A 19,464-nucleotide genomic window follows, 5' to 3' on the forward strand; every position below is an offset into this window, starting at 1 on the left:
TCAGCGAGTTTATCGACGGCCCGTCGCTGGAGCAGATCCTCGCGCAAAACCCGCTGCCGATGGACCCCAAACAGGCGATGGGGATCATCGCGGCGGCGGCGATGGCGCTTGAGGCGATCCACCGCCAAGGGGTCGTGCACCTGGACCTCAAGCCGGCCAACATCCTGGTGTCGCGCTACGGCGAGCCGAAGCTGGGCGACTTCGGCATCTCGCGCCTGCCCGGCGTCACCGAGACCTCCGGCGGGGTCCGGGCCAGCCCCGCATACGCGGCGCCCGAGCGGCTGGCCGAGGGCGCCACCACCGTCCAGACCGACCTGTACGGGTTGGGCGCCACCCTGTTCGCACTGGTCGCCGGGGCGCCGGCGTTCGTCGGCAGCGGCCCCGAGGACCTGCTCGTGATGCTCACCCGGATCGTGGGACAGCCGGTTCCCGATCTGCGCCCGCACGGCGTCCCCGACACCGTGTGCCGGGTCCTCGAACGGCTGATGGCCAAGACCCCGGCCGGCCGGTTCGCCCGCGCGGGCGACGCCGCCCTCGCCCTGCAGGACGCGCAGCGCGCCACCGGGCAGCCGGTCACCCGAGCGGTGATCGAGGGGGCGCCGACGGTCACCGAGGAGGCCGCGGCGCCGACGAGCCTCGCGATCGATGCTGCGCCGGCGACCGCCCCGCACCCACCGGGCCCGGACGGTCCGGTGCCCTCGTGGCCGGCGACGGCCCGGCTGCCGGGACCGGCCCCGAGCCGGTCGTGGCCCGGGCCCGAGGCCACCGTCGTGCCCCCGCGGCAGGCTCCGCGCCGGCCCACACGCCTGGTCGTCGGGATCGCCGCGGCCCTTGCCGTCGCGGCCCTGACCGTCGGCGGCGTGCTGGCGGCCACGCTCCCGCGCACCGGCGGCGGGTCGGTGCCCCCGCCGGCGGCGGCCTCGGCCACGGGCACCCCGACCACGACGGTCGCACCGGACCGCGCGGTGGTGTCCGTCGCCGCCGGGGTGGCGCACCCGGAGACCGAGAACGTGCTGTCGACGGTGCAGGCCTACGTCGACACCGTGAACGACGAGCGGTACGCCGAGACGTTCGCCCTGTTCAGCCCCGACTCCCGCACCGCGGGCAACGGCCTGGCCGCGTGGCTGGACCTGCAGCGGCCCCGGGAGGTCGACGAGCCGGTCGTCGCCGCCGTGCGCGAGGGGGACGGGGGCTCCCTCGACGTCGTCTGGACGTTCGTCAGCACCCAGGCCCCCGAGGACGGGCCCGGTGGCGACCAGGCGTGCACCGAGTGGGAGATCGCCTGGGACATGGCGGGCCCCGGCCCGGAGTGGCTCATCCGCACCAGCGACGTCCTGGCCTCCCGCGCCTGCTGACCGCTACCCGGTCGTGACCGACTCCCCGAGCCCGGCCACCGGTCCGACGACCACCACCGCGGGCGGGCTGATGCCCCGCTCCCGCACCACGTCGCCCACCGTCTCGAGCGTGGCGCGCACCGAGCGCTGGATGCGCATGGTTCCGTCCTGCACCACGGCGACGGGGGTGTCGGCCGGGCGGCCTCCGTCGATCAGCGCGGTGGCGAACGCACCGATCCGCTCGACGGCCATGAGCAGCACGACCGTGCCGCGCAACCGGCCCAGCGCGGGCCAGTCGACCAGCGAGCGCGGGTCGTCGGGCGCGACGTGCCCGGACACGACCACGATCTCGTGGGTCACGCCGCGGTGGCTGACCGGCACGTCGGCGACGGCCGGGGCGGCGAACGCGCTGGTCACCCCGGGTACGACGGTGACCGGCACGCCCGCCTCGGCGCAGGCGAGCGCCTCCTCGAAGCCGCGGCCGAAGACGTAGGGGTCACCGCCCTTGAGCCGCACCACGAACCGGCCCGCCCGCGCGTGGGAGACCAGCAGCTCGTTGATCCGGGCCTGGTTCATCGCCCGCCCGTAGGGGATCTTGGACGCGTCGATCACCTCGACATGGGGGGCGAGCTGGTCGAGCAGCTCGCGCGGACCCAACCGGTCGGTGACGACGACGTCGGCGCGGGCGAGCAGCCGCCGACCGCGCACGGTGATCAGCTCCGGGTCTCCGGGCCCGCCGCCGACGAGCGCGACCCCCGGCGTGACGGGGTCCGCGGTGTCGTCGACGAGGCCGGCCTGCAGGGCCTCCACCAGCGCGGTGCGCACGGCCGCCGAGCGCCGGGGGTGGCGGCCCGCGAGCACCCCGACGGTCAGCCCGTCGTGGTGACCGACGGCGGGGGTGACGGCGCTGCCCCCGGTCGCGTCGTCGGCGCGGACGCAGAACGTGCGCGCGGCCTCCGCCGAGGCGGCGACGGCCGCGTTGACCTGCGGCACGTCGGTGCAGGCCACGACGTACCAGGCCCCGTCGAGGTCGCCGTCGCGGTAGCCGCGCCCGGCCCACACCAGCTCCCCCGCCGTGGCCATGCCCTCGACCGCGGGAGTGACCGCCGGGGCCACCACCAGCACGTCGGCGCCGGCGGCCAGCAGCCCGGTGATCCGCCGCTGCGCCACCGTGCCGCCACCGACGACCACCACGCGGCGACCGCCCAGGTCGAGCCCGACGAGATACGGGTCCATCACTCCCCCGCCACCGGGGCGTGCCCGTGACCGTGCGCGTGGCCGTGGCCGTGGCCGACGGAGGGATCGTCCGGGTGGTGGTGCGGCGTCTGGGGCCTGCCGAGCTTCTCCTCGAAACCCGGGAGCAGCACGCGGTAGGCGCAGGTGTCGCAGTTCATCCGGATGTCGCCGTGCAGCGCCTCGCGGTAGCGCTCCACGACGAGGCGGGCCAGCGCGTCGGTGTCGCCGAGGTACCCGGCGCAGTCGACGCGGGTGTCGGGGTGCTCGGCCCCGAACGCCTGCGCCTGCGCGACGACGCGGCGCGGCAGCACCCCGTCGAAGAGGAAGTAGGGGGCGACGACGACGCGGCGCGCGCCCAGCGCCCGGCACCGCGCGAGCCCGGTGGCGACGTCGGGCCAGGCCAGCGAGACGAACGCGGTCTCCACGAAGTCGTACCCACGCCCCTCCTGCAGCAGCCGCGCGACCTTGCAGACCTCGGCGTTGGCGTCGGGGTCGGTGGCCCCGCGGCCGACCAGCAGCACCGCCGTGCCCTCCTGCGGGGCGACGGCCCCGATCCGCCTGTCCAGGATCTCCAGCAGCGTGGGGTGCGGGCCGAGCGGGCGGCCGTGGACGTACCCGGCGCCGGGGTGGCGCAGCACCTCGCGCTGCAGGGCCGCGGGGATGTCGCCCTTCGCGTGGCCCGCGGCGGCGAGCACCATCGGTACGGCGGCCATCCGGGTGTGCCCGGCGGCGGCGAGCCGGTCCCACGCCTCGTGCACGGTGGGCTGGGAGAGCTCGATGAACCCGCCGTCGACGTCGATCGCGTCGGCCGCGAGCATCCGCCGCACCCGGTCGGTGAACGCGACGAACTCGGCGACGCCGGTCGGGTCGACCGTGCCGTGGCCGACGAGCAGCAGCGGGGTCATACGAGGTCCTCGCAGGGAGAGTCGACGGTGTACAGGAGAGCGTTGACGGCGGCGGCCGCGACGGCCGCCCCGCCGCGTTCGGAGCGGTTGGACAGGGCGGGCCGGCCGGCCGCACGCAGCGCCGCCTTGGCCGCGACCGAGCCGACGAACCCCACCGGCAGCCCGATCACCAGCGGGCTGCGCACCCCCGTACGCAACAGCTCGGCCAGCGCGGTGGGCGCGTTGCCGATGACCCAGACCGCGCCGTCGGGGTGCCGGGCGGCGGCCGCGCGGATGCCCGCGGCCGAGCGCGTCAGCCCGTCGACCGGTGCCGGAGCGAGGTCGAGCGCGACGGTCGCGGGGCGGGTGGTGACGCCGACCGCCACCATCCGGACGTCGGTGACCAGCGGTGCCCCGTCGCGCAGCGCCGCGCGCCCGGCCCGCAGGGCGTCCTCGTCACAGACCAGGTCACCGACCCAGGTGGGATCGGCGGTGGTGTGCACGATCCGCTCGACGACGGCGCGGGTGAGCGGGGGCAGGTCGGTGGTGTCGAGCCGGGTGCGAAGGATCGCGTAGGACTCGGTCTCGATGGGGTGCACGGTGCGCACTGCGCGGAACTCCTCCCCGGGTGTCCTCGCCCGGTCGGACGGTGGCTGCGACGCGTGGGGTCTGGCTTCCCCGGTCGGATGTCGTCCCGTCCGAGGTCACAGTGGCGGGACCGCCCCGGGCTCGCACCGGGTTCCCACGCGCCGGAAATCGGGGTGAGCATAACCCGGCTGCGGCGGGCCGGGCCGGGACGTGAGCAGGCGGACAGGATCGTGGAACGCGGATCAGGGGCGCCCCGGTGCCGACCAGGCTTGCAGGCGCTCCGCGATGTCGGGCAGCTCGGCCGGCTCCCCCGCCGCAACCGCCAGCACGAACTCGACCACCTCGCCGTCCGTCGTCTCGACGCGGTGGCCGTTGATGCCGAGGAAGACGGCGGTCGCGGCCCACGCCAGCCGCTTGTTGCCGTCGATCAGCGCGTGGTTGCCGGCCAGCGAGTGCAGGAGCGCGGCGGCCTTCGTGTGGAGGCCGCGGTAGGCGTCCTCGCCGAACAGGGTCGTCTGCGGGCGCGCGAGGGCGGATTCGAGCAGGCCGACGTCGCGGACGACGACATCCCCCTCGATCGCGGCGTCGGCGATCCGCAACAGCTGCTCCATCGAGAGGTACCGGATCACTCCCCGAGCCGCCGCAATGCGTCGGCGTAGCGGGTGATGACGTACTGGAGTTCCTCGTCCACCAGCCGGTCGTGGCCGCGACGGGCGAGGTACTCGCGCACAGCGGCCCGCGCGACGTCCTGCATCGAGCGGCCCTCGCGCTCGGCTTCCTCCCGCAGGCCGTCGGACTCGTCCTCGGTCAGTCGCAGCGTCATGGCCATGAGCCCGACGATACCACTGTGATACCACTAGCTCCAGCGGTATCCGCGCGGTGTGACCATCCGCCCGGCCACCATCCGCGTGGTGCTCGACCCGACGACCACCGTGGTGAGCATGTCCACCTCGGCCGGGTCGAAATCGGAGAGCGCCGCGGTCCACACCCGCTGCCCGGCCCGCCCGGCCTGCCGCACCGCCCCCACCGGCGTGGTCGGCGGGCGGTGCGCGCGGAACGCGTCGAGCGCGGCGCCGAGCTGCCAGTGCCGGTCGCGGCTGCGCGGGTTGTAGAAGCAGGTGACGAGGTCCGCGGCGGCCGCGGCGGCCACGCGGCGCTCGATGACCTCCCACGGGGTGTGCAGGTCCGAGAGCGAGATCAGCACGTGGTCGTGCCCCAGGGGCGCCCCGAGCAGCGACGACGCGGCGAGCGCGGCGGTCACCCCGGGCACCCCGACGACGTCGATGTCGGCTCCGGCGCCCTCCAGCGCGGGGCTGGCCATCGCGTAGATCCCGGCGTCGCCGGAGCCGATGAGCGCGACCGCGTGGCCCTTGGCGGCGAGCGCGACGGCGTCGGCGGCGCGCTGCTCCTCCTCGCCCAGCCCGCTGGCCCGCACCTCGGTGCCGGGGCGCAGCAGATGCCGGACCTGGTCGACGTACTGGTCCAGGCCCACCACGATCGACGCGCGGCGCAGCTCGGCGTCGGCGCGCGGCACCCGCAGGTCCGCGGCACCCGGCCCGAGCCCGACCAGCGCGAGCCGCCCCTTCGGCCGCACGCGGGCCACGGCGACGGTCACGTTGTCGCCCTTGATCTTCTCGACGACGAGCTCGGCGCCGGGGCCTGCGCAGTGCAGCGCGGCGGCCTCGGCCACGCTGGGGGTCCCGACCTCGGCGCGCACCACGTCACTCGGGTTGGGTACCGGCACCTGCGCCAGGACCGTCGCCGGGAAGGTCGTCAGCGAGAAGGGCGCGATGGCGGCGAGGATGCCCTCCTCGTCGGCCTTGAGGTCGACCGACGCCACGGCCCGCACGGCCCGCAGGTCGTAGCCGTGCTCGGTCTCCACGCGGCGCAGCGTCTCGGCGACGGCGGCGGCGGTCGCCCCGCGCGCGCTGCCGATGCCGACCACGAGGGTCTGCGGGATCAGCAGCGTCCAGCCCGGTGCGGCGCCGGGGGCGGCGCGGTCGCTGATCGTGATCGTGTGCCGCGGCTCGCCGGTGCGGGTGGGCAGCGGCGGCAGCGGGAAGCCCAGCGGGTTCTCCACGCGGGCGGTGCCGTCGAGCAGCGCGGTGCCCGCGGCGGCCGCGTCGCCGTCGACGGTGGCGCCGAGCAGGTCCACCAGCTCGCCGAGGCCGGTGCTCCCGGCCGCGTCGGACGCGGTGGTGATCACCGGCTCGGCACCGAGGGCGGCGGCCACCCGCGTGGCGAGGGTGTTCGCGCCGCCCTCGTGGCCGCCGCACAGCGCCACGGCGAAGCGGCGGGCCTCGTCGACGCACACCACGCCGGGGTCGGTGCGCTTGTCGGCGAGCAGCGGCGCGACCAGCCGCACGGTGGCACCGGTGGCGAGGAGGAACACGGCGCCGTCGAGGTCGGGCCAGAGCGTCGGCAGCTCGTCGAGCGCGCGGACCTGCCCGCCCAGCGCGGGGGCGAGCTCGGCGGCCGTCCGGCGCCCGGCGTCGGTCACGGCGAACAGCGCGATCATGTGGTCCCCCAGAGCAGGAGTATCGGGTTGGTGGCGGCGAGGCGGACGCTGCCGTCGGGCAGCTCCGCCAGCCGCGACGCCGCGAGCTGCACGCCCTCGACGCGGTAGCCGCGCAGCGCGGCCCGGGTGGGAGCGATGCGGTCGAGCGCGGCGAGGGCCACGACGATCCGCCTGACCCCGGTCGCGGTCACCGCCTCGACCACCTCCGGCCCGCCGCCGCCGACGAACACGGCGTCGGGTTCGGGCAGCCCGGCGAGCACGTCGGGCGCCATGCCGGGCACGACCCGCACGTCGACGCCGTGCGCGGCGGCGTTGGCGCGGACGCGGTCGGCGTCGTCGGGGCGACGTTCGACCGCGACCACCGCGGCGCCGAGCCGGGCACACTCGACGGCGACCGCTCCCGAGCCCGCACCGACGTCCCAGACCAGTGTGCCCGGGCCGGGCGCGAGCCGGGCCAGGGCCAGCGCCCGCACCTCCGACTTGGTGATCATCCCGCCGCGGTGGGTGAACGACTCCTCCGGCAGCGCCCACCCCGGCCCGGCGTCGGGTGGCACCGTGTCCGGTGCCTCCGTTCCGCCGTCGGTCGCGGCGAGCGGCGGACTGCCCGCGTACCAGCCGACCGGGGGCACCGCGGCCGGGTCGCGCAGGCAGAGCAGCACGTTCGGCTCGCGCCAGCTGCGGGCCGCGGCCTCCGCGGGGCTCAGCGTGGTGAGCCGCTCGTGCGGCCCGTCCAGGTCCTCGGCGACGACCAGCGTGCGCTCCCACCCGGCCAGCGCAGCCCCGATCTCGGCGGGACCGGCACCGGGGGCGGTGAGGACGGCGGTGGCAGCGCGGGCCCGGCACACGTTGACCGCGGGCCGCAGCGCCCGGCCGTGGGCGCTCACCACGGCCACGTCGTCCCACGGCCGCCCGACCCGCGCGAACGCCCGCGCCACGCTCGATCGGGCCGCGAACACGACGGGCTCGTGACCGGCGGCGCGCAGCAGCCGCACGATCCCGAAGAAGCCGGGGTCGCCGCTGGCCAGGACCACCCCACGGCGGCCGTCGAGCCGCCGCAGGGCGGGGCCGACGGCCCCCATCTCGACGCGCTCGGCCGACGCGGGGCCCAGGTCCAGGTAGCGACCCGCCCCCGCCACCACCTCGGCGGCGGCCAGCGCCCGGGCAGCACCCGGCGGCAGCGGGGCGCCGTCGATGCCGATGACCGTCAGGGACACGGTCGCACCCTGCGGGAGGCACCCGGCGGCCCCGGCGCCGTGGTCGCCGCCCCGCCGTGCCGGCGGGGCGCCGCCTGCGCCCCGTCCCGACGGTCGGTGCGGGCAGGTGGGAAGACCCCCCGGCTCGTGATCGACGTTCGGGAACCGGCCACGGTGTGGGGCACGCCCGGACGTTGCGACCCGCTGATCACCCGGCGACCGGGCCCCCGACACGACACCCGCCGCCCCGAGATCGGCGCTCCGGAACGCCCAACAGGCCCCGACACACCCCCCGGTTCCCGTCCGCCGATCATGACCGCCCCCGGACGCACGGCGACCGCCGCGAACAGCGACTGGGAGCAGGTGGGCCCGGCGCCGGCTCCCGGACCGGGATCGCGCGCCGCTGCGGCAGGCCGGTCACGGGGTGGCGGAACGGGCCGCGCGCAGCGCCCGGCGGGCGTCCGGGTCGGGCTTGCGGAAGGTGTGGAAGTGCCCCGCGTGGTAGAGGTGCGAGCGGGTGCCGGAGGCCCCGAGCGCCGCGCCGACCAGGAACAGCGTCTGCCGCCAGAGCTTGCGCTCCCGGCACACCGCGACGACCTCGTCGAGGCGGCACCGGATCGTCAGCTCGTCGGGCCAGGTGGTGCGGTAGGCCACGACGACCGGGGTGTCGTCCGGGTACCCGCCCGCCCGCAGCTCGTCGACCATCTGCGACGTGCGCGCCGCGGACAGGAAGATCGCCATCGTGGTGCCGTGCCGGGCGAACTCGCGCAGCTTCTCCCGCTCCGGCATCGGCGTCTTGCCGCCCTCGAGCCGGCACAGCACCACCGACTGCGCCACCTCGGGGATCGTCAGCTCGCGCCCGGCGGCGGCCGCGGCGGCCCCGAACGCCGACACCCCCGGCACGATCTCCACGTCCAGCCCGATCTCGACGGCCGCGTCGTACTGCTCCTGCACCGCGCCCCACAGCGACGGGTCGCCCGAGTGCACCCGTGCGACGGCGAGCCCCTCGGCTGCGGCGCGACGGTAGAGGGCGAGCACGTCGTCGTGCGCGATCTGCGACGAGTCGATCAGCTCGGCGTCCGGGCGCGCGTGCTCGGAGACGCACTCCTCCATCACCAGCGACGCCGCCCACACCACCACATCGGCCTCGGCGATCCGCCGCGCGCCGCGCAGGGTGATGAGGTCGGCCGCACCCGGGCCGGCACCGACGAAGGACACGCTTCCGGTCTTCACGGGTCCCAGTCTGCGTACGTGACGGCCGTCGCGTCCACGCACCCCACCATGAGACAGCCCACGCCCGGCCCACGACCCGCGCGCCGACCCGGGTCCCGCGCGGCCCCGGCACCGCGCGAAGCCCGGCACGGCGCGCGGAAACCGGCACGGCGCGCGAAGACCGGGCCGGGCGGCGGCAACCCCGTCACCGCACCAGCGAAGCGACCTCGCGGGTCAGCGCCGGCCACAGCCCGCGCGGGAGGTTGTGCCCCATGCCGGGAACGTCATCAGCCGGGCACCCGGCACCGCCGCCGCCGTGGCGCGGCCGCCGGACGGGCGGACGAGCGGGTCGGCCTCGCCGTGCACCACCAGCGTCGGGACGCGGACCCCGCGCAGCCCCGCGACCCGGCTCGGCGAGGCGTTGATCGCCGCGAGCTGGCGGCGCGCACCACCGGGATCGTGGCCGCGGGCGAACGCGAGGCGCCCGTAGCGGCGCAGCCAGTCCTCGTCGAGCGGGTAGCCGGGCGAGCCGATCACCCGGAACGTGGCGACGACGCGCTCCGCGGCCTCGTCGGCGGTGCGGGCGGGGCGGGCGGCCAGAGCACCGGCTGCGCCGAGGGTCGGGCGCCCGACCCGCGGCGACGGGGTGGACATCACCGAGGTCAGCGACCGCACCCGCGCCGGGTGCTCGATCGCCAGCGCCTGCGCGATCATCCCGCCCATCGACGTGCCGAGCACGTGCGCGGACGCCCAGCCCAGTGCGTCCAGGACGGCGGCGGCGTCGGCGGCCATGTCGGAGATGCGGTAGCGCGCGACCGCCTGGGGCACGGTCATCACCGCCGGCAGCGACGGCGTGCCGCGCAGGTGCGTGGACTCCCCCACGTCACGGTTGTCGAACCGGGCCACCGCGAACCCGGCGGACGCGAACGCCGCGCACAGGTCGTCGTGCCAGAACGGCATCTGCATGCCCAGGCCCATGACCAGCAGCAACGGCTCGCCGTCGGGATTGACCTGCTCGAAGGCGATCTCCAGGTCGCCGTGCGGTGCCCTACGCAGCGCTGCTCCCGGTGTCGGTGGTGGGGGTGTCCAGCGCCACGGCGGAGGTCTCCAGCGAGACCTCGACGACGCGGTCGCGGCGCCGGGGGTTCATCAGGTTGCCGCCCATCGCGGCGAGATCCGCGGGCCCGGGAGTCAGGACCGTGACCCGGGTCCCGACGGCACGCAGCTCGGCCACCTCGGCGTCGAGCCAGCGCGTGAGCATCCGGCGCATGCCCCGCTCGGCGACGGCGAGCGGGTCGCGCGGCCGGTCGTAGGCGTGGCTGGCCATCGGCGCGAGCACGTACACCTCGTCCAGCTCCGGGGCACCCGACGCCGCCAGCACCCCCACCGACGTGCTCGACGCCACCCCGCCGTCGACGTAGCGACGCCCCCCGATGCGCTGCGGGGTGAACCAGCCGGGGATCGAGCAGGAGGCGAGCACGGCCTCGCCGACGGAGCTCTGCGGCGCGCCGTCGCACCCGAAGACGACACGCTGCCCGGAGTCGTAGTCGACCGCGGCGATCCACAGCGGCGGCCCGGGCACCCAGCCGTCGGTGGTGACGCCGATGCGGGTCTGCAGGGCCGCGACCATCCTGACCAGCGACCCCATCCGCGCGCGCCCCACCGGCAGCAACGCCGAGGCCGCGACGACGGGGTCGATCGAGCCGGGGTGCATCATCGCCGACGCCAGCAGCCGCGGCGACCCCATCCACGGGCACGGGATCGGCGGCAGGCCGTCACCGGATTCGCGTTCCAGCGTGCGCGCGTCGGGCAGGTCGGTGTCGAGGTCGGCCGCGATCTCGGCGGGCGCCATGCCGTGCTGGTGCGCGAGCAGCTCGTCGACGGACATGCCGCAGCGCAGCGCAGCGCCCAGCACGCTCCCGGCGCTGGTGCCCAGGACGAGGTCGAGCTCGCCGAGCGGGCGGTCGAGCCGCGGGGCCAGGGCGGACAGCGCGCCGGCCATCCACGCCGAGCCGAGGATGCCGCCCGCCCCCAGTACCAGTCCGGTCCTCACACCGTCCCCCTGAGCTCGTCGAGCGACTCCCCGATCGAGGCGGCCAGCACGTCGGCGTCGCCCATCGCGTCGCGATCGGCGTTGAGCCCGTAGAACACGCCGCCGTTGTAGGAGGTGATGCCGATCGAGACGGTCTGGCCCTTCGCCAGCGGCACGACCGGGTACATGTCACGCATCCGGGCACCCATCGCGAACAGCGGGAACTGGGGTCCGGGGACGTTGGTGACGACCACGTTGAACATCCGCGCCGACAGCGAGCTGGACAGCCGCGCGCCCAGGCTGTGCAGCGTGGGCGGGGTGAGCCCGACGAGACCGACCAGCGCCCCCGCACCGACGGCCTGACCGCTCTGCTTGTGGGCGAGCATCGCCGCGGTGACCTGCTCCAGCCGGGCGACGGGGTCGGCCTCGCCCACCGGGAGGTCGACGAACAGCGCGGAGACCTGGTTGCCCAGCTCCACCCCGGGCGCCCGGACGCTGACCGGCACCATCGCCCGCACGGTGGCGCCGGGGCGCACGTCCTCGCCACGGGTGGTGAGCCAGCGCCGCAACCCGCCCGCGACGACGGTGAGCACCACGTCGTTGACGGTGCCGCCGTGCGCCTTGCGGATCGCCTTGTAGTCGTCGAGCTCCCCCGCCGAGGTGGCGTAGCGGCGCTGCTGCCCGATCGGGGCGTTGAGCGGGTGCGACCGGGCGACCCGCGTGTTGGTGACGGCGGCGACCACGGCGCCCGCGGTCTGCGCGACCGTGGTGGCCGCGGTGCGGGCGTCGGAGGCGGCCTGCCGGATCGTGTCGACGACGTGCTGGGGGCGCTTGAGCTGGTCGACCACCGCGCCGACGGCCAGCCCGAGCGACGACGGCTCCGGTTCCGGGTCCCAGGTGTCGGGCGGCGACGGGCGCGGGGTCGGCGTGAGGTCGAGCAGCACGGCGCCGATGTCGATCGAGGACAGGCCGTCGACCATCGCGTGGTGGGTCTTGGTGATGATCGCGAACCCGCCGTCGGCCAGGCCCTCGACCAGGTAGATCTCCCACAGCGGGCGGCTGCGGTCGAGCGGGCGGCCCTGCAGCCTGCCCACCAGCTCGCGCAGCTGGGCGTCGGTGCCCGGGGCCGGGAGCGCGGAGCGACGCACGTGGTAGCCCAGGTCGAACGCCGGGTCGTCGACCCAGACCGGCAGGCCCAGGCGAGCGGGGACCTCGCGGATCTTCTGCCGGTAGCGGGGCACGGCGGCGAGCCGCTCGCCGATGAGCCGGACGAACCCCTCCAGGTCCGTGTCCGGTGACGGCTCGAACGTCATCAGGCCGCCGACGTGCATGGCGGTGGTCGATTCCTCCATGAACAGGAAGGAGGAGTCCAGCGGTGAGAGCCGTTCCACCATGGCGACCACCTCTCCGTCGAGGGTACCTACTGAAGAGTAGCCCCCCGGTGGGGTGAACGGGAGGTGGCGCGGCGGACGAATCGGCGCACGGCCCCGGGGTGCCCGGCCGGATGGGTGTGCAGGAACGACGCGTGCACGCCGCCGGCCCGCCAGCCCTCCGGGTCGGCGCCGCGCCAGGCCCAGGCCGGGTCCGCCCCCGCTCGGGGCGCCACGGTGCAGCGGTGGAACTCGTGGCCCGCCACCCGCTCCCCCGTCGCGAACAGGGCGGAGTCACCGAGCGCGACGGCGTCGCGGTAGCCCAGGATCAGCCGCTCGCCCATCGCGGCCCGGGCGGGCAGCACCCCGCACATCGGCGCGCCGTCCAGCGACTCGCACAGGTACAGCAGCCCCGCGCACTCGGCGTGCACCGGCGCCCCGGCCCGCGCGAGCTCGCGCACCGCGTCCCGCAGCGGGCGGTTCGCGCCGAGCGCGGCGGCGTGCTCCTCGGGGAACCCGCCCGGCAGCACCAGCCCCCCGATCCCGGCGGGCAGCCCCTCGTCCCGCAGCGGATCGACGACGACGACCCGCGCCCCCGCCGCCTCCAGCAGCTCGACGTGCTCGGCGTACCCGAACGTGAACGCCGCCCCCCCGAACACCCCGACCACCCCCCGCGAGTCGGGCTCTCCATGCGCGCGAGTCGGGCTCTCCGTGCGCGCGAGTCGGGCTCCCGGTGCGCGCGAGTCGGGCTCCCGGTGCGCGCGAGTCGGGCTCCCGGTGCGCGCGAGTCGGGCCCTCCGTGCGCGCGGGTCGTCGTACGCGGTCTCGACGGCCGGGTCCCAGGCCGACCCCGGCGGCAGGGGCGTGGCCAGCGCGACCACCGCGTCCAGGTCGACGTGGGCGGCCACCAGCTCCGCCATCGCGTCGACGGCGGCGTGCGCGGCGGCCCCGTGCTCCGCGGCCGTGACCAGCCCGAGGTGTCGCGACGGCACGGCGAGCGCGTCGCGGCGGGGCAGCGCGCCGAGCACCGGCAGCCCGACCTCGTCGGCGGCGGCGCGCAGCACGTCCTCGTGCCGGGGGCTGCCGACGCGGTTGAGCACGACCCCGCCGATCACGACGTCCGGGGAGAACGAGCGGAACCCGTGCAGCAGCGCCGCGAGGCTGCGCGACTGCCCCCGCACGTCGACGACCAGCACCACCGGCGCCCCGAGCAGGCCCGCGACCTGGGCGGTCGACCCGGCCCCGTCGTGCAGCCGCCCGTCGAACAGGCCCATCACGCCCTCGACGACCGCGATCCCCGCCCCCACGCTGCCGTGCCGGGCCAGCGGCCGGATCCGGTGCTCGCCCACCAGCACCGGATCGAGGTTGCGGCCCGGGCGACCGGTGGCCAGGGCGTGGTAGCCGGGGTCGATGTAGTCCGGCCCCACCTTGAACGGCGCGACGGCCGTCCCCCGCCGCCGCAGCGCCGCCATGAGCCCGGTGGCGAAGGTGGTCTTCCCGGACCCCGACGCGGGTGCGGCGACGACGAGCGCCCGCGCCGTCACCGACGCCCCTCACGGCACCGGCCCGCGTCCCCGCCCGACGCGACCGCACCGGCATCGTGGTGGCCGCACACGCGTCCGGATGCCGGTGCGGTGCACCCGACGCCGGTGCGGTCGCCCGATCCACGCCCGGCCCGGCCGCACCCTCGCGCCGCGGGGCGGGCAGCGCCCCGGCGGACAGCCCCGCGCGGTCGCGCCACCGCTACTGGTGCCCGATCACCGGGTGCGGGACGTACGGCTTCTCCAGTGCGGCGATCTCGTCGTCGGACAGCTCCACCTCCACCGCCGCCACCGCGTCGTCGACATGCCCGCGCTTCGTCGCTCCGACGATCGGGGCGGTGACCGCCGGTTTGTGCAGCATCCAGGCCAGCGCCACCTGCGCCGCCGGGAGCCCCCGCTGCCGCGCGACCTCCTGCACCGCGTCGACGACGGCGAGATCGGGGTCGGCGTAGAAGCGCTTGGCCTGGGCGTCGCTCCTCGCGCGGGTGGTCGTGGTGTCCGACCGCGGCCGGGTGAGCATGCCGCGCGCCAGCGGGCTCCACGGGATCACCCCGACGCCCTGGTCGAGGCAGAGCGGGTGCATCTCCCGCTCCTCCTCGCGGTAGATCAGGTTGTAGTGGTCCTGCATGGAGACGAAGCGGGTCCAGCCGCCCAGGTCGGCGGTGTGCTGGGCCTTCGCGAACTGCCAGGCGTACATGCTCGACGCCCCGATGTAGCGGGCCTTGCCGGCGCGCACGACGTCGTGCAGCACCTCCATCGTCTCCTCGATCGGGGTGTGCGGGTCCCAGCGGTGGATCTGGTACAGATCGACGTGGTCGGTGCCCAGGCGACGCAGCGAGCGGTCGATCGAGGCGAGCACGTGCTTGCGCGACAGGCCGCGGTCGTTGGCCCCGTCGCCTGCGGGCATGAACACCTTGGTCGCCAGCACGTAGTCGTCGCGGTCGGCGAACAGCTCACCCAGTAGCCGGCCGGTGATCTCCTCGCTCGCGCCGTCGGAGTACATGTCGGCGGTGTCGAAGAACGTGATCCCGGCGTCGACGGCGGCGCGCACCAGTGGCCGCGCGGCGTCGAGGTCGAGCACCCAGTCCCGCCAGGCGGGCGTGCCGTAGCTCATCATCCCCAGGCAGATCCGTGAGACCTGCAGTCCGGTGTTCCCCAGGTTGACGTGTTGCATCACCGCATCACCACTCGATTCCCCGCTGGCCCTTGCGACCGGCGTCCATCGGATGTTTGATCTTGGCCGTCTGCATGACGAGGTCGGCCGCCGCGACCAGCTCGGGTGCGGCGTCCCGCCCCGTGATGATCACGTGCTGGCGCCCCTCGCGCGCGGCGAGCACCCGCACGACCTCGTGCACGTCCACCCAACCCCACTTCATCGGGTAGGTGAACTCGTCGAGGACGTAGACGTCGTGGGCCTGCGCCTCGATCCGGCGCCGGATCTCCGCCCAGCCCTCCCGCGCGGCCGCGGCGTGGTCGTCCTCGGTGCCGGGCTTGCGCACCCACGACCATCCCTCGCCCATCTTGTGCCACTCGACCGGCCCGCCCTCACCGGTCTGCTCGTGGACGCGGCCGAGCGCCCGGAACGCGGCCTCCTCCCCGACCTTCCACTTCGCCGACTTCACGAACTGGAACACCCCGATCGACCAGCCCTGGTTCCACCCGCGCAGCGCCAGGCCGAACGCCGCGGTCGACTTGCCCTTCATCTCCCCGGTGTGCACGACGACCAGCGGCTGGTTGCGGCGCTGGCGCGTCGTGAGCCCGTCGTCAGGGACCGTCTCGACCTTGCCCTGCGGCATCGTGCCTCCTTCGTCGGGTTCAGGCTGCTCGGGCGGCGTGCACGACGCCGGTCACGCGGTCGGCGGACAGCTCCCCGATCCCGACGAGCTCGCCGCCCGCCGCCGCGGCCACCCGCGCGGCGAGCCCGAGGCGGACCGGGCCGCTCTCGCAGTCGACGACGACCGTCGTCACGCCGTCGGCGGCGAGCAGGGCGGCGGCGCGGCAGGCGTCGCTGACCGGGTCACCCGAGACGCCGACGGTCGCCCGGCCGTCGGTGAGCAGCACGAGCAGCGGGCGGCGGCGGGGGTCGCGCAGCCGCTCCACCCGCAGCACCTCCCGGGCGCGCAGCAGGCCACCGGCCAACGGCGTGCGCCCGCCCGTGTGCATGCCGGCCAGCCGGACCTGCGCGGCGGGCACGCTCGACGTCGGCGGCAGCACCAGCTCGACGTCCCGGCCCCGGAAGGTGATCAGGCCGACCTTGTCGCGGCGCTGGTAGGCGTCGCGCAGCAGCGACAGCACCGCTCCGGACACCGCCGACATCCGCTCCCTCGCCGCCATCGACCCCGACGCGTCCACCGCGAACAGCACCAGGTTGCCCTCGCGTCCCTCGCGCACGGTCCCCCGCAGGTCGGCGGGGCGCACCAGCAGCGCGGGCCCGGTGCGGCCCCGACCGCGCTGGTGCGGGGCGGCGGCCAGCACCGTCGCCGGGAGGTGTACGTCGGCCGCGCGGGTGGGCGTGGCCGCCGTCGGGCGCACCACCCGCCCGGCGTCGGTGCGGGCCCGCGACCGGCGCCCCGGCGCACCCTCCCCGACCCCCGGCACCTCCAGCCGCCGAGCCCGGAACATGCCGGTGGCCTGCGGCGCGGCCTGTCCGTCGCCGTCGCCGGGTCGGCCCGCCGTGCCGTGCGCGGCCGCGGGCGGACGGGGGGCACCCGCGTCGTCCGGTGCATCGGACGGGCCCTCGTCAGGCGCAACGAACGGCACGTCCGTCCGCTCGGGGTGCACGGGCGTGCCGTTCGTTGCGGGGTCGGGTGGGGTGGGGCCACCGCCGCCCGGGCCGCCGCCGTCGGGGCCGCCGCCGTCGGGGCCGCCGCCGTCGGGGCCGCCATCGTCGGGGCCGCCGCCGCCGGGGCCGCCGCCGCCGGGGCCGTCGCCGCCGGGGCCGCCGGCCTGCGCGGCGTCGCGCAGGGCGTCGTCGAGGGCGCCCTCGTCCATCCCGGGCTCGTCGAACGGGTCGCGTCGGCGCCGGTGCGGGAGGGCCAGCCGGGCGGCGACGCGAACGTCCTGCTCCTCGACGGCCGCGACCCCGCGCCACGCGGCGTGGGCCACCGCGGCGCGGGCGATCACCAGGTCCGCGCGCATCCCGTCGACGTCGAACGCCGCGCAGACCGCCGCGATCCGGCGCAGCTCCGCGTCGGGCAGCCCGACGCCGGCCACCCGGCCCTGGGCGGCCACGATCCGGGCGGCGAGCGCGGACTCCGCGTCCCGCCAGGCCGCGGCGAACCCGGCCGGGTCGTCCTCGAACGCGAGCCGGCGCCGCACGACCTCCACCCGGGTCTCGACGTCGCGCGCCGCCCGTACCTCGACGGCGAGCCCGAACCGGTCCAGCAGCTGCGGGCGCAGCTCCCCCTCCTCCGGGTTCATCGTGCCGACCAGCAGGAACCGCGCCGCGTGCGACACCGACACCCCGTCGCGCTCCACGTGCGCGCGACCCATCGCCGCGGCGTCGAGCAGCAGGTCGACGAGGTGGTCGTGCAGCAGGTTGACCTCGTCGACGTAGAGCACGCCCCGGTGCGCCTCGGCCAGCAGCCCCGGCTGGTAGGCGCGCACCCCCTGCGAGAGCACCCGCTCCAGGTCCAGCGAGCCGACGAGCCGGTCCTCGGTGGCGCCGACGGGCAGCTCGACGAGCCGGGCCTCGACGTGGCGAGGTGGCCCGACCACCGGGCCCGGGTCGGCGTCCGCGAGCCCGTACCGTGCGTACCGCTCTCGATCCGCTGCCTCGGCGTACGCCGAGGGCTCAGCGTGCGGACCGTCCGGGCAGGCCGGGTCGGCCGCGGCCGGGTCGCAGCTGAACCGGCAGTCCGGCACGACCGACACCGGCGGCAGCAGCGCCGCCAGCGCGCGCACGGCCGTCGACTTCGCGGTGCCCTTCTCCCCCCGCACCAGCACGCCCCCCACTCCCGGGTGCACGGCGTTGAGCAGGAGGGCGAGACGGAGGTCGTCGTGGCCGACGACGGCGGAGAACGGGAACTGCGGGGAGGTCACGACGGGGACACTGCCAGACCGGAGGTCACGGTCGGGAGGTCCGGGGGCGGACCGTGACTGATCACATGTTCAAGTGAGCCGATGTCGAGGTGCTGTTCGACGAGGTCGCCGAGCAGGTCGAGCTGTGCGGTCCGCTCGGCGGCGAAGCAGGTGTCGGGTGCGGCGACGAAACCCTCCCGACCGACGCGGTCCAGCAGCCGGCGCCGGAAGCCGTCGTTCTCCAGCAGGCCGTGCCAGTGGGTGCCCCAGACGCGGCCGGTGTCCGAGCCTTCCGCCCCGATCAGCCCCGGATCGCCGGAGCGGGTCACGCGGCCGTGGTGGATCTCGTAGCCCCGCACGGGCTCCCCCCACGCCGTGCCGGTCGGGTTGGCGAGGTGTTTGACGGTGTCGAACTCGATCTCCAGGTCGAGCAGCCCCAGCCCGTCCGCGTCGCCGCCCTCGACGCCGGACGGGTCCGCGACTCGGCGCCCGAGCATCTGGTAGCCGCCGCAGATCCCCAGCACCGGTCGCCCGGCGCGGGCGTGCGCCAGCACGGCGTCGGCGAGACCGGTGCGGCGCAGCCAGCCCAGGTCGGCGACCGTGGACTTCGAGCCGGGCAGCACCACCAGGTCCGCATCGGCCAGCCGCGAGGCCTCCGTCACGTAGCGGACCGCGACACCGGGCTCGCAGGCCAGCGCCTCGGCGTCGGTGGCGTTGGAGATCCGTGGGAACCGGACGACCGCCACGCGCAGCCACGCCGACCCGTGCGGCGGCGCCGGGCGCCCGAGCACGCCGTCGGAGACGACCGAGAGCGAGTCCTCGGCGTCGAGCCACAGCCCGTCGGCCCACGGGACCACCCCGAGCGTCGGGCGCCCGGTCAGCGCGCGCAGCTGCTCCAGCCCGGGTGCGAGCAGCCCGGGGTCGCCCCGGAACTTGTTGATCACGAACCCGGCGATGCGGGCCTGGTCGGCCGGGTCGAGCACGGCGAGCGTGCCGAACAGGTGGGCCAGTACGCCGCCACGGTCGATGTCGCCGACGACGACCACCGGCAGGTCCGCGGCCTGGGCCAGCCCCATGTTGGCGATGTCGGTGCCGCGCAGGTTGATCTCCGCGGGTGACCCGGCCCCCTCGCAGACGACCACGTCGTACCGCCTGCGCAGGTCGGTGAGGGTGTCGACGACGGTCTCGAGGAGCAGCCCCTTGCGCGACCGGTACGACCGCGCGCTGACCATGCCGTCGACGCGCCCGAGCAGCACCACCTGGGAGCTGCGATCGCTGCCCGGCTTGAGCAGCACCGGGTTGAACGCGGTGCTCGGCGCGAGCCCGCACGCGTGGGCCTGCATCGCCTGGGCGCGGCCGATCTCACCGCCGTCCGGCGTGACCACGGAGTTGTTGCTCATGTTCTGGGCCTTGAACGGCGCCACCGACACCCCGCGCCGGGCCAGCATCCGGCAGATCCCCGCCACCAGCGCACTCTTGCCGGCGTCGGAGGTGGTACCGGCCACCAGGAGCGCACCTCTCACACCGACTACCGTA

Annotated in this window: 17 protein-coding genes and 1 riboswitch; of the genes, 1 reads left to right on the forward strand and 16 read right to left on the reverse strand. The window is 76.2% G+C overall.

Annotated elements, in window-relative coordinates:
* Positions 1-1,355: serine/threonine-protein kinase (locus Q1K26_RS01175; RefSeq protein ID WP_300007142.1), on the forward strand; the 1,355-nt coding region annotated here is incomplete at its 5' end.
* Between the two features lie 3 nt (positions 1,356-1,358).
* Here Q1K26_RS01175 and cobA read toward each other — a convergent pair.
* The 16 genes from cobA to Q1K26_RS01255 all read right to left on the reverse strand — a co-directional run bounded on the left by cobA (position 1,359) and on the right by Q1K26_RS01255 (position 19,451).
* The gene (gene cobA, locus Q1K26_RS01180; protein ID WP_300007144.1) at positions 1,359-2,570 is read right to left on the reverse strand and encodes a uroporphyrinogen-III C-methyltransferase; all 1,212 of its coding nucleotides are present in this window, start codon (positions 2,568-2,570) and stop codon (positions 1,359-1,361) included.
* Positions 2,570-3,475, reverse strand: coding sequence for a sirohydrochlorin chelatase (locus tag Q1K26_RS01185; RefSeq protein WP_300007145.1), 906 nt, complete (start codon positions 3,473-3,475; stop codon positions 2,570-2,572). The genes cobA and Q1K26_RS01185 overlap by 1 nt, the downstream gene beginning before the upstream one ends.
* The gene (locus tag Q1K26_RS01190; RefSeq protein WP_300007147.1) at positions 3,472-4,062 is read right to left on the reverse strand and encodes a precorrin-8X methylmutase; all 591 of its coding nucleotides are present in this window, start codon (positions 4,060-4,062) and stop codon (positions 3,472-3,474) included. Before Q1K26_RS01190 ends, Q1K26_RS01185 begins: the two co-directional genes overlap by 4 nt.
* Positions 4,063-4,120: 58 nt before the next feature.
* Positions 4,121-4,198: riboswitch (cobalamin riboswitch) on the reverse strand.
* Positions 4,199-4,284: 86 nt separating this feature from the next.
* A complete protein-coding gene (locus Q1K26_RS01195) occupies positions 4,285-4,653 on the reverse strand; it encodes a type II toxin-antitoxin system death-on-curing family toxin (RefSeq protein WP_300007149.1) in 369 nt (122 codons plus the stop codon).
* 14 nt (positions 4,654-4,667) lie between these two features.
* Positions 4,668-4,871 (reverse strand): ribbon-helix-helix protein, CopG family, encoded by a 204-nt coding sequence (locus Q1K26_RS01200; RefSeq protein WP_300007152.1) that lies wholly within the window; start codon positions 4,869-4,871, stop codon positions 4,668-4,670.
* Positions 4,872-4,898: 27 nt separating this feature from the next.
* Positions 4,899-6,560 carry a precorrin-3B C(17)-methyltransferase gene (gene cobJ, locus Q1K26_RS01205; protein ID WP_300007154.1) on the reverse strand — a complete coding sequence of 554 codons (1,662 nt, stop codon included), beginning with the start codon at positions 6,558-6,560 and terminating at the stop codon, positions 4,899-4,901.
* Positions 6,557-7,774 carry a precorrin-6y C5,15-methyltransferase (decarboxylating) subunit CbiE gene (gene cbiE, locus Q1K26_RS01210; RefSeq protein WP_300007156.1) on the reverse strand — a complete coding sequence of 406 codons (1,218 nt, stop codon included), beginning with the start codon at positions 7,772-7,774 and terminating at the stop codon, positions 6,557-6,559. Before cbiE ends, cobJ begins: the two co-directional genes overlap by 4 nt.
* Before the next feature lie 396 nt (positions 7,775-8,170).
* Positions 8,171-8,986, reverse strand: a complete 816-nt coding sequence (cobM, locus tag Q1K26_RS01215) for a precorrin-4 C(11)-methyltransferase (protein ID WP_300007158.1) — start codon at positions 8,984-8,986, stop codon at positions 8,171-8,173.
* A gap of 213 nt (positions 8,987-9,199) precedes the next feature.
* Complete coding sequence (locus tag Q1K26_RS01220; protein ID WP_300007160.1) at positions 9,200-9,955, reverse strand: alpha/beta fold hydrolase; 756 nt, start codon at positions 9,953-9,955, stop codon at positions 9,200-9,202.
* 58 nt (positions 9,956-10,013) lie between these two features.
* Complete coding sequence (locus Q1K26_RS01225; RefSeq protein WP_300007162.1) at positions 10,014-11,018, reverse strand: patatin-like phospholipase family protein; 1,005 nt, start codon at positions 11,016-11,018, stop codon at positions 10,014-10,016.
* Positions 11,015-12,391, reverse strand: coding sequence for a wax ester/triacylglycerol synthase family O-acyltransferase (locus Q1K26_RS01230; protein WP_300007164.1), 1,377 nt, complete (start codon positions 12,389-12,391; stop codon positions 11,015-11,017). The genes Q1K26_RS01225 and Q1K26_RS01230 overlap by 4 nt, the downstream gene beginning before the upstream one ends.
* A gap of 26 nt (positions 12,392-12,417) precedes the next feature.
* Positions 12,418-13,911, reverse strand: a complete 1,494-nt coding sequence (locus tag Q1K26_RS01235) for a cobyrinate a,c-diamide synthase (protein WP_300007166.1) — start codon at positions 13,909-13,911, stop codon at positions 12,418-12,420.
* Between the two features lie 199 nt (positions 13,912-14,110).
* Complete coding sequence (locus tag Q1K26_RS01240; protein WP_300007217.1) at positions 14,111-15,082, reverse strand: aldo/keto reductase; 972 nt, start codon at positions 15,080-15,082, stop codon at positions 14,111-14,113.
* 7 nt (positions 15,083-15,089) lie between these two features.
* Positions 15,090-15,704: a cob(I)yrinic acid a,c-diamide adenosyltransferase gene (gene cobO, locus Q1K26_RS01245; RefSeq protein WP_300007168.1), complete on the reverse strand. Its 615-nt coding sequence runs from the start codon at positions 15,702-15,704 to the stop codon at positions 15,090-15,092.
* Between the two features lie 19 nt (positions 15,705-15,723).
* Positions 15,724-17,949: a VWA domain-containing protein gene (locus Q1K26_RS01250; protein ID WP_300007170.1), complete on the reverse strand. Its 2,226-nt coding sequence runs from the start codon at positions 17,947-17,949 to the stop codon at positions 15,724-15,726.
* On the reverse strand, positions 17,946-19,451 hold the full coding sequence (locus Q1K26_RS01255) for a cobyric acid synthase (RefSeq protein WP_300007172.1): 1,506 nt from the start codon (positions 19,449-19,451) through the stop codon (positions 17,946-17,948). The genes Q1K26_RS01250 and Q1K26_RS01255 overlap by 4 nt, the downstream gene beginning before the upstream one ends.
* Positions 19,452-19,464 lie beyond the last annotated feature (13 nt).

The sequence above is a fragment of the Pseudonocardia sp. genome, assembly GCF_029263155.1.
Lineage (GTDB): Bacteria > Actinomycetota > Actinomycetes > Mycobacteriales > Pseudonocardiaceae > Pseudonocardia.